We start from the raw sequence: 9,167 nt of genomic DNA on the forward strand, positions 1-9,167 counted from the left end.
CACAAGCGAAGGTAGCCGCGCGGGGGGAGGGCGATTTTGTGGGGGGTCTACAACAGGAGCGGCTTGGTTTTGGCCGCAGGGGAGCCGCCGCGCTCAGAGGCGAATTAGCGGATGCCTTAGAACGGTGGTGGCGGGTCGGCGTGGGGGTAGGTGATGTAGCGCTTGCCTGAGGGGCCGGTCCATTCGAGGGTTCCGGGTGGGGCGCCTAGCGGATCAACTCCGGCCGCTTGGTCGTTCGTCTCGTCCGACCCGGTCGAGGCTGCCCCGGTCTCGGCCTTTGGGCTGTCTGCGCCTTCATCACCGATGTGGCGGACGGTCCAGAGGCCGAGGCTCTTGAGGCGGTGGTGCTCCGGGCAGAGGAGGGCGAGGTTTCCGACGTCGGTCTCCCCGCCCTGGGACCACTCGTGGGTGTGGTCGGCCTCGGTCATGGCGGCGGGCTTGTCGCAGCCGGGGAAGCGGCAGGTCGCATCGCGCAGGGCCAGGAAGCGGCGCATGGCGGCGGTCGGGGCGTAGCGGACGCGGCCGATCGCCAGCGGCGCCCCGGTGACGGGTGCAACCAGGAGCCGGGTCCAGAACTGGGTCTGCGCGGCGAGGCGGCGGGCGGCCTCGGGGTCGATCGGGCCATAGCCGAGGATCTCCCCCGGCGTATCCGAGGTCCCGGCCAGCGTCGCGGCCGGGACGGTGACCACGAGCTCGGTCCGTACGCCCCCGGCCGGAGCCACGGGCGAGCCCGTGCCGAGGAGCAGGTCGGCGAGGGCGTCGGCGCGGAGCTGGTTGACCGTGCGCGCCTCCTCCGGGGCTTGCAGTCCGCGGGTGATCGCGTTGAGGCGGGTGTCGATGAGCGCGCCGGTCTCCAGCGGCAGGTAGGCGGTGAGGTGGCACATGCCGTCCCCGGCGGGGGCGAGGTCGACCCGTCGGTCGGCGGCGGCCTTGGCCTTGCGAGCGGCGAGGGGCTCGTCGGCGTAGTCCTCGGCCAGGCGCCGCAGCCGCCGCCCCAGGGCTGGGACGGTGGGGACCCGGTCGGGGTCCTGCGGGGCGGCGATCTGGGCGGCGGCGGCGACGAAGTCGGCCAGCCGGGAGGCCGGGATGGGGATCGCGGCGTCCAGCACGACGGCGGCGCGGCGTCGGGTGAGCCGGCCGGCCTGCATGGCCTCGAAGACCGGGGCGAAGGCGGGTGCGGTGAGGGCGAGGGATTCCTCGACCATGGCCCGGGCGCTGCGCTGGGAGATCCGCAGCCGGGCGGCGATCTCGGACGCGGCCAGGGCCGGGGCCTCGAGCCGCTCCCCGGGGTCCTCGGAGTCCCCGCCGTAGGCGCGCACGAGCCCGGCGATGTCGAACGCCCGCCCGGCGTCCAGCCTCGCCATGGTCGCGTCGGTACCGGCGATCGAGTCGACCAGCCCCGCGGCGTGCAGCACCCTGGCCCGGGGGATGGCCCCAAGGGCCGGGCTGGTCAGGCCGCACTCCATCAGGGCCGCGTCCGGGTCGAAGTCTGGGACGTCCCGGGCCAGGGCCGCCAGCTCCGCCTCGGCCCAGGCCTCCATGAGCCGCTCGTATCCGGGCGACTCCGGGTCGAGCCAGTCCGGATCGATGTACCGGGCGTCGTCGGGGTCCTCGTCCCACGGCGCCGGGTCCGGCGGCACGGACGCCAGCCACGGATCCGGGTCCTCCAGACCCGGCCCGTCGTCGAAGAAGTCTTCCCCTCCCATGGGCCAACCATCGCACACACCTCCGACAATTCTCCTCGGTCCAGAAGCCGGCCTAGAAGAGTGCATGGACTTGCCCCAGGCGGGCGGCCCTGAAGACTAGAAGGGGGCGGTGACGACGGCGGCGGGCCAGGAGCCCAACCCGGCCCGCCGCAGTCGTGCGCCTGTTGCCAGTGACCCGGCGCTCAGCGCCGCATGAACGTGCGTTCGGCGCTGCCGCCTGCCCCCGGCCGCGGCGTCCCCGCCTGCGCGTCCAACCCGGCGACCGACTCACGCAGAAGCCGGGCGACGGTATCGACAGGCATGCTGATGGGCCGCCGCCGCGCGAACCGGCGCAGGACGATGCGCCGCGTGCCGAGCCCGGGGACGTCGAGGACGTCGACGCCGTCCTGCACGACGCCGATCAGGGCCAGGGCGGGGACGACGGCCGCACCCTCCCCGGCCGCGACCAGCGCCAGCGCGGTCTGCGTCTCCTGGTACTGGTGGACGGTCTCCACCCTGGCGCCCGCCGCCCGCCGCAGTCGGCCGAAGACCGATGTGCTGGCGGATTCGGCCACGACGCCGAGCCACGGAATCGGCAGCCGGGCAAGGTCGACGTTCTCGGTGTCGAGCAGGGCCCCAGAGGGGACGACCAGCCTCCAAGGCTCGTCCAGCAGCGGCTCCTCGGACATTCCGGCAGGAAGCGAGCGCTCCGCGGGCGTCATGGAATCGAGTTCGACGACGACGGCGTCCAGCTCGCGCTGGCGGAGCAGCCGCATGAGCGTGGGGAGGTCGTCCTCGATGACCTGGATCCGCAGCTGGGGATACTGGGTGCGCCACTCGGGCAGGCGCGGGATGACCATCGTGCGGAGGAAGCTCGTGAACCCGCCCAGCCGCACGACCCCGGCGAGCTCCGCCCCGCCCTCCATGCGGGCGCGGGCAACGTTGAGCGCGCGCTCGATCTCCTCGGCGGCCTCCGCCATGGCCAGCCCGGCGGCCGTGAGGAGCGAGCCACGCGGCGTCCGCACGACCAGCGCCTGCCCCGTCTCCTCCTCGAGCCTGTTGAGCTGCTGGGACACGGCCGACGGCGTGATCCCCAGCTCGTCTGCGGCGGCGAGCACGCCTCCGGTGCGGGCGATGGCGAGCAGTATGCGAAGCCGGCGAGGGTCGATCTCCATATTCAGTAGTGATAAACCATGTCTGCAGCTAAGTGCAATTGATCTAAACATCTGATCTCGCCATCATTACTGCTGGAACCACTGTGCGAGGAGGGGAGACGCAATGCTGGCCGCAGCTCTGGGCTGGATGGGGACGGCCGGGACCTTCGTGGCATACGTGATGCTGTCGAGAGGGCGGCTCGCGGCGGAGTCCCGCATGTACGCGACTCTGAACATGGTGGGTGGCCTGCTGGGCGGGATCGCGTGCGTGCTCTACGGCGCCTGGCCGAGCGCCGCGGCGAACTTTGCGTGGGCAGGCCTAGGCCTTCACGGCATGGTCAAAGCCTTCCGGCGGGTGAATCCAGCTGAGGCTGAACCCAGTCCGGCACCGAGCCATACCGGTTCCGGAGACGCCCGCCTGTCGCAGGCCTGAGTGCCAGGTGCCTCAGATCTGGCCTTTCTAACGCTCCGCGTCGCGGTTGCCCTCCAGATAGGCCTTGACCGCCTCAAGCTCCTTGCGGATGCCGCGCTTGAACTCGCCCTCCATGAGCGGCTGCATCAGGCGCCACCAGCCTTTGAGTTGGGCGGTGCCGGTCATGGTGAATTCCGAGCCGCCGCTGGCCGGAGCGAGGGTGAAGCGGCCTTGGTAGTCCATGGCCGGGGATGTAGCCGTGAATCCCATCATGGAGCCAGGGGCAAACTCGGTGACCTCGCAGTTCGCGGTGGTCCGGCGCGGGCCCATCTTCACGTCTTCGGTGAAGCGCGTCCCCACCCTGGTTGGTCCAGGCGTGACGACCTTGGAGGTGACGACCTCGGACTGCCACGTGGGGATGTTGTTGAGATCGGCGATGAAGGCAAAGACGTCCTCCGCTGGCCGCGCTATCGTGATGCGGTCCTCGATGCTGATCACGGAATTCTCCCCTCAAGGCAAGGTGGAGGGACGACTCTCGATAGGCGCCGCTCCCATCTGTGGTGAGCAGCATCTTCCGGCAAGGGCCCGTTAGGGGGCCATAGTTCGATGTGACGTTCTTCGATCTCGTCTCCTGCCCCCCGGCCCGCCGCATAGAGTGGTCGGCATGGCGGAGGATCTGGCAGCAGGGCCGCTCGAGGAGCTGGCCGCAGCACATCGCGTGAGCACGTCCTTCTACGGCTGGGACGGCGTCGAACGCAAAGTATCCCGGGAGACCCTGCGCACGGTCCTGGCCGCGCTCGGGGTGCCGGCGGAGACCGCGGCGGAGGTGCGGGCGTCCCTCGACGACGTCGCGCCCGCCCCGTGGCGGCGCACGGTGCCGCCCGTCGTCGTCGTGCGCGAGGGAGAGGCGCGCACCGTGCCGGTCCACGTCGCGCACGGGGCGAGGGTGCGGGCGTGGATCGAGGCCGAGGACGGCTCGCTGCACCCGGCCGCACAGATCGAGTGCTGGGATCCGCCCCGGGAGGTCGACGGCGTCGTGACCGGACGCGCGCTCTTCGCCGTCCCCGAGCGCCTGCCGCTGGGCTGGCACACGCTGCACGCCGAGCACGACGGCGGGGCGGCGGCGTGCGCGCTCGTCGTCACCCCCGCGCGGCTCGCCACGACGGACGCGCTCCGCGACGTGCGGCACTGGGGCCTCATGGCCCAGCTCTACTCGGTCCGCTCGGAGCGCTCGTGGGGGATCGGCGACTTCGCCGACCTCGCGGACCTCGCCGCCGTCTCGGCCGCCGAGGGCGCGGGCTTCGTGCTCGTCAACCCGCTGCACGCCGCCGAGCCGGCGCCGCCGGTTGAGGACTCGCCCTACCTGCCGACCACCAGGCGCTTCGTCAACCCGATCTACGTCCGCCCCGAGGAGATCCCCGAGTACGGTTACCTCGACCCCGCCGAGCGGGCCACTGTCGCGGACCTCGCGAGCCGCCTCCACGCCGCCAACCGGGCGCCCGGGCTGCTCGAGCGCGACGCGGCCTACGCGGCGAAGCTCGCCGCGCTCGAGCTCATCCACGCTGTCCCCCGCAGCCCCGCGCGGCAGCGCGCCTACGAGCGGTTCCGCGCCGAGCTCGGCCGCGGGCTCGAGGACTTCGCGCTGTGGTGCGCGCTGGCTGAACGGGCTTCGGCGGAACCCGTGGAGGAAACCGGCGCGCACGGCGGCACCGACGACGACGGCGCCGCCGCCGCGCTCGCCGCCGGCCCGGCGTCGGACGCCGCCCGCGCCCAGCGGGCCGAGCTCGCTGACCGCATCGAGTTCCACACGTGGCTCCAGTGGATCTGCGACACCCAGCTCGAGGCCGCGCAGCGCGCCGCGCACGAGGCGGGCATGGACCTCGGCGTCGTGCACGACCTCGCCGTCGGGGTCAAGGCGACCGGCGCCGACGCCTGGGCGCTCGCGGACGTCCTCGCCAAGGGCGTGACCGTGGGCGCGCCGCCGGACGTGTTCAACCAGCAGGGCCAGAACTGGAGCCAGCCGCCCTGGCACCCCGTGCGGCTCGAGGCCTCCGGCTACGCCGCATTCAGGGACATGCTCCGCACGATCCTCCGGCACGCGGGTGGGCTGCGGATCGACCACATCCTCGGCCTCTTCCGCCTCTGGTGGATCCCCGAGGGCGCCGGCCCGCAGGAGGGCACGTACGTCTACTACGACCACGAGGCGCTCATCGGCATCCTCGCCCTCGAGGCCCAGCGCGCGGGCGCCGTCATCATCGGCGAGGACCTCGGCGTCTTCGAGCCGTGGGTGCGCGACTACCTCTCCGAGCGCGGCATCTTCGGCACCTCGATCCTGTGGTTCGAGCACGACGCCGGCGTCCCCCTCGCCCCCGAGGCGTACCGGCAGGCGTGCCTCACCTCGGTCAACACCCACGACCTGCCGCCGACGGCGGGCTACCTCGCGGGCGAGCACGTCAGGCTTCGCGAGTCGCTCGGCCTCCTGCGGCGGCCCCTCGAGGAGGAGCTCGCGGCGGCCCTCGCGGAGCAGGAGGCCGTGCTCGAGCGGGTCCGGGAGCGCGGGCTGCTGCCGCCGTCGGCCGATCCGCACGCCGGTTTCGGCGGCCGCAGCCCCGAGGAGGTGCGGCGGATCGTCGAGGCGCTGTACGCGTTCACGGCGCTCACGCCGTCGTCCCTGCTCGGCGTCGCGGTCGTCGACGCGGTGGGGGATGCCCGCACGCAGAACCAGCCCGGCACCTCGGACGAGTACCCGAACTGGCGCATCCCGCTCGCAGGGCCCGACGGCGCGCCCGTCCTTCTGGACGAGCTCGCCGGCAACGCGCGGTTCCGCTCGCTCCTCGCGACGGTGCGCGAGGCAGTGGCGGGACGCCGGGTCGAGCCCCGCCGGGACGCGTTTTCAACGATGTAAAACTTCCCCTGTCGGCCGGGAAGCCGTGCACTCGTACCCGGTGCGGGGAGGGGCCATGGCAGCCACGATGCACGATGTGGCACGCGCCGCCGGGGTCTCGATCAAGACGGTCTCCAACGTCATCAGCGACCACCCGAACATCCGCCCACCACGCGGCAGAAGGTCGAGGAGGCCATCGCGGAGCTCGGCTACCAGCCGAACCTCACGGCGCGCAGCCTCCGCTCCGGGCGGACGAACGTCATAGGCCTCGCGCTGCCCGAGCTCATGCTGAGCTACTTCGCCGAGCTGGCCGACTCGGTCATCCAGGCCGCGGAGGAGCGCAGGCTCACGGTGCTCATCGAGCAGACTGCAACGACGATGCGGCGCTGCTCGACGTCGACTAACCGCTCGTGCTGCTCGGCGCGCATCTTCGGCGGGCCCACTGACCACGTGACGATGAAGAACGTCGAGGCGGCCCGGGCGGCCACCGAGCACCTTATCGCGCTCGGGCGGCGCCGCATCGCCGTCGTGGGCGCGCACGAGGGCGAGGTGATCGGCTCCGCCGGCCTGCGCCTGCGCGGGTACCGGGAGGCGCTCGAGGCGGCGGGCGTGCCCTGCGATCCGGCGCTGATCGGCTACACGACCCTCTGGCACCGGGCCAACGGCGCCACTTCGATGCGCGCCTTGCTCGCCACCGGCGTTCAGCTCGACACCGTGTTCGGACTCAACGACTCACTCGCCCTCGGCGCGATGCGGGTCCTGCAGGAATCGGGCCTGTCCGTGCCGGAGGACGTCGCCGTCATCGGCTTCGACGACCTGGACGAATCGCAGTACTCCCTGCCGGCCCTTTCCACCGTGGACCCCGTCCGCGCCCAGATCGCCGAGACGGCGGTGGACCTCCTGTTCCGTCGGATCCGGGGCAAGGAGCGGGACGCAGAGCCCGCGCGCGAGGTCTTCGTGAACTTCCGGATGGTCCAGCGCGAATCCTCGTGAACGTCTGCTCTCGACCACGGCGGCTTCAGGACAAGGCCCGATTGCCGCCTTTCAGCGCTTCTCATGACGGAATGCACCATGGGGCAGTTGATTCGGGAGGGATTCGTGACAAAGATGTTCAAAAGAACATGACAAGCATGTAGATTTTTCTCCGGAGTTGCAGAGAATCCGATGAGCCTGATTCCCTTCGCGGCTTCGTGGGAAGCGAGGGGGACGACGTGGACAAGCCGACCGGAATCGCAGAAGACGAGTTCCTGAACCTGCTCCTGGAGTGTTCAGACCTCGCCGGATTCCTTCAAGGACTCGCGCAGGCCTGCGCGCGGGAGCTCTCCGGGCCGAGCGACGCGCACTGCAGCGTCAGAGTCGAGAGGGAGCGGCGGAAGGCTGTCGTGGGCAACAGCAGCGACACGGCCGCCAGGATGGACGAGGTCACCTATTCGTGCGGCGAGGGGCCCGGCCAGGACGCCCTCGTGACCGGGCAGATCGTGTACGTCGCAGACCTGCTCAACGACACCCGGTACCCGCGCTACAGGAAGGCCATGGCCGGAGTCCCGGTCCGGTCGGTGATCGGGGTCCCCATCCCCCTGCCGGCCTCCTCCGAGGCCCTCGCGGTGCTGAACTGCTACGCCGAAGGTTCGCCCGGCTTCCCGGACGAGCGCCGCGCCAAGGCCCAGGAGCTGGCGCGGCTCGCGAGCAGGCCCTTGCTCCTGGCCCTCAGGGTTGCCGACACGTCGGGCAAGACCGCTGATCTTGCCTCCTCGCTGAGCCGCTCCCTGCGATTGGCCTGGCCTCGGAGATGACCCTGCCAGCCGACGCAGGCGAATCTGGCGAGTTCAGCGGCCGCTAGCGGGCCACGCGGTAGCGGAGGTAGACGACTTTCGAGCTGAAGGTGCGGGTCTCGATGAGGTCGAGATCCACCCGGCGCTCGCGCTGGGGAAAGAACGGAGTGCCGCCGCCCACCAGCACGGGGTAGACCATGGGCCGGTACTCGTCGATGAGACCCAATCCAGCGGCCTCGGCGGCGAGGGTCGCGCCGCCGATCGCGATCTCGCCCTCCCCCGGCTCGGACCGCAGCCGCTCGATCTCCTCCGCCACGCCGCCCGTGGCCAGGCGGGCATTGCCCTGAACCTCCGTGAGCGTCGTGGAGAACACCACCTTGGGCAGCGGGTTCCAGAGCGCCGCCCACTCGCGCTCCGCGTCGTCGAGCGACGGATCCTTCTCGGCGGTCTGCCAGTACAGCATCGTCTCGTACAGCCGCCGTCCCAACAGGTGGACGCCGACCCCTCGAATCTCGTTGATCCAGAAGCGAAAGACTTCCTCGTCCGGCACCGTCCAGTTGAAGTCGCCGTCCGGCCCGACGATGTAGCCGTCAAGGGAGACGCTCATGGAATAGGTCACGCTGCGCATGAGGGCCCCTCCCTACCCCAGCGGAATCCGCAGCGCCTGGCCCGCGTAGATGAGGTCAGGGTCGAACACCGTGTCCCGGTTCGCCGTGAAGATCCGGCCGTACAGATTCGGATCACCGTAGTATTGGTCGGCCAGGCCCGAGAGCGTGTTGCCCGGGACCACCGTGTGGACGAGGAAGCCCGAGTACGTCCCGCCCATGAGCACGGTTCCGAACGTCACCTGGACCGTCACGGACACGACATTCTCGGACAGCCCGCTCGCGTTGGTGCCCTCGATCGTCACGGTGCCCTCCGGCGTCGACGGCGATCCGATGCCGAGCGCGGCATGGAAGAGGGAGAAAGCATTGCCGCCGCCGATGAGGTTCGAGGCCGCGACGATGGTTCCGGTGGCGTCACGGACGGTCACCGAGCCGTAGACGGCCTCAAAGGCGGCGGCCAGGCCGGTCACGGCGACCTCCGCACCGAGGATGTCGAAGGGGACGGGGGATCGGAGGCTGATCTGCGGCAGGTGCGGCATGGCACCAGTCTCACGGGGCGTGACTGGTGCCACAAGGCCGCAGCCCGCCGTGTCGGGTCAGCCCTCGGGGTCGAGGGCGTCGTCGTCGATCCCCACAACTTCGATCCCCACAACTT

The 9,167-nt window shown here is 71.1% G+C and carries 8 protein-coding genes and 1 pseudogene; 4 read left to right on the top strand and 5 right to left on the bottom strand.

The window, feature by feature from the left end; all coding sequences use genetic code 11:
* Positions 1 to 116: 116 nt before the first annotated feature.
* Positions 117 to 1,706, bottom strand: a complete 1,590-nt coding sequence (locus tag BV907_RS05465) for an HNH endonuclease signature motif containing protein (RefSeq protein ID WP_139346619.1) — start codon at positions 1,704 to 1,706, stop codon at positions 117 to 119.
* Positions 1,707 to 1,888: 182 nt separating this feature from the next.
* Positions 1,889 to 2,860, bottom strand: a complete 972-nt coding sequence (locus BV907_RS05470; protein ID WP_077488726.1) for a LysR family transcriptional regulator — start codon at positions 2,858 to 2,860, stop codon at positions 1,889 to 1,891.
* 103 nt (positions 2,861 to 2,963) lie between these two features.
* Between BV907_RS05470 and BV907_RS05475 the strand changes: the two genes are divergently transcribed.
* Positions 2,964 to 3,272 carry a CBU_0592 family membrane protein gene (locus tag BV907_RS05475; protein WP_077488727.1) on the top strand — a complete coding sequence of 103 codons (309 nt, stop codon included), beginning with the start codon at positions 2,964 to 2,966 and terminating at the stop codon, positions 3,270 to 3,272.
* A 27-nt stretch (positions 3,273 to 3,299) separates the two neighbouring features.
* Here BV907_RS05475 and BV907_RS05480 read toward each other — a convergent pair whose 3' ends face one another.
* The gene (locus BV907_RS05480) at positions 3,300 to 3,749 is read right to left on the bottom strand and encodes an SRPBCC family protein (RefSeq protein WP_077488728.1); all 450 of its coding nucleotides are present in this window, start codon (positions 3,747 to 3,749) and stop codon (positions 3,300 to 3,302) included.
* 166 nt (positions 3,750 to 3,915) lie between these two features.
* Between BV907_RS05480 and malQ the strand changes: the two genes are divergently transcribed.
* The 3 genes and pseudogenes from malQ to BV907_RS05495 all read left to right on the top strand — a co-directional run bounded on the left by malQ (position 3,916) and on the right by BV907_RS05495 (position 7,928).
* Positions 3,916 to 6,156, top strand: a complete 2,241-nt coding sequence (malQ, locus tag BV907_RS05485) for a 4-alpha-glucanotransferase (protein WP_077488729.1) — start codon at positions 3,916 to 3,918, stop codon at positions 6,154 to 6,156.
* Positions 6,157 to 6,211: 55 nt separating this feature from the next.
* Positions 6,212 to 7,128: pseudogene (locus BV907_RS05490) on the top strand (LacI family DNA-binding transcriptional regulator).
* A 218-nt stretch (positions 7,129 to 7,346) separates the two neighbouring features.
* Entirely contained in the window at positions 7,347 to 7,928 is a 582-nt protein-coding gene (locus tag BV907_RS05495; RefSeq protein WP_175637378.1) for a GAF domain-containing protein, read from the top strand.
* 43 nt (positions 7,929 to 7,971) lie between these two features.
* Here the strand turns inward: BV907_RS05495 and BV907_RS05500 are convergent, their stop codons facing one another.
* Both BV907_RS05500 and BV907_RS05505 read right to left on the bottom strand, forming a co-directional pair.
* A complete protein-coding gene (locus BV907_RS05500) occupies positions 7,972 to 8,535 on the bottom strand; it encodes a dihydrofolate reductase family protein (protein WP_077488731.1) in 564 nt (187 codons plus the stop codon).
* A gap of 12 nt (positions 8,536 to 8,547) precedes the next feature.
* On the bottom strand, positions 8,548 to 9,051 hold the full coding sequence (locus BV907_RS05505) for a LysM peptidoglycan-binding domain-containing protein (protein WP_077488732.1): 504 nt from the start codon (positions 9,049 to 9,051) through the stop codon (positions 8,548 to 8,550).
* Positions 9,052 to 9,167 lie beyond the last annotated feature (116 nt).

Origin of the sequence: Sinomonas mesophila, from assembly GCF_001999765.1 — a bacterium.
GTDB classification, from domain to species: Bacteria; Actinomycetota; Actinomycetes; order Actinomycetales; family Micrococcaceae; genus Sinomonas; species Sinomonas mesophila.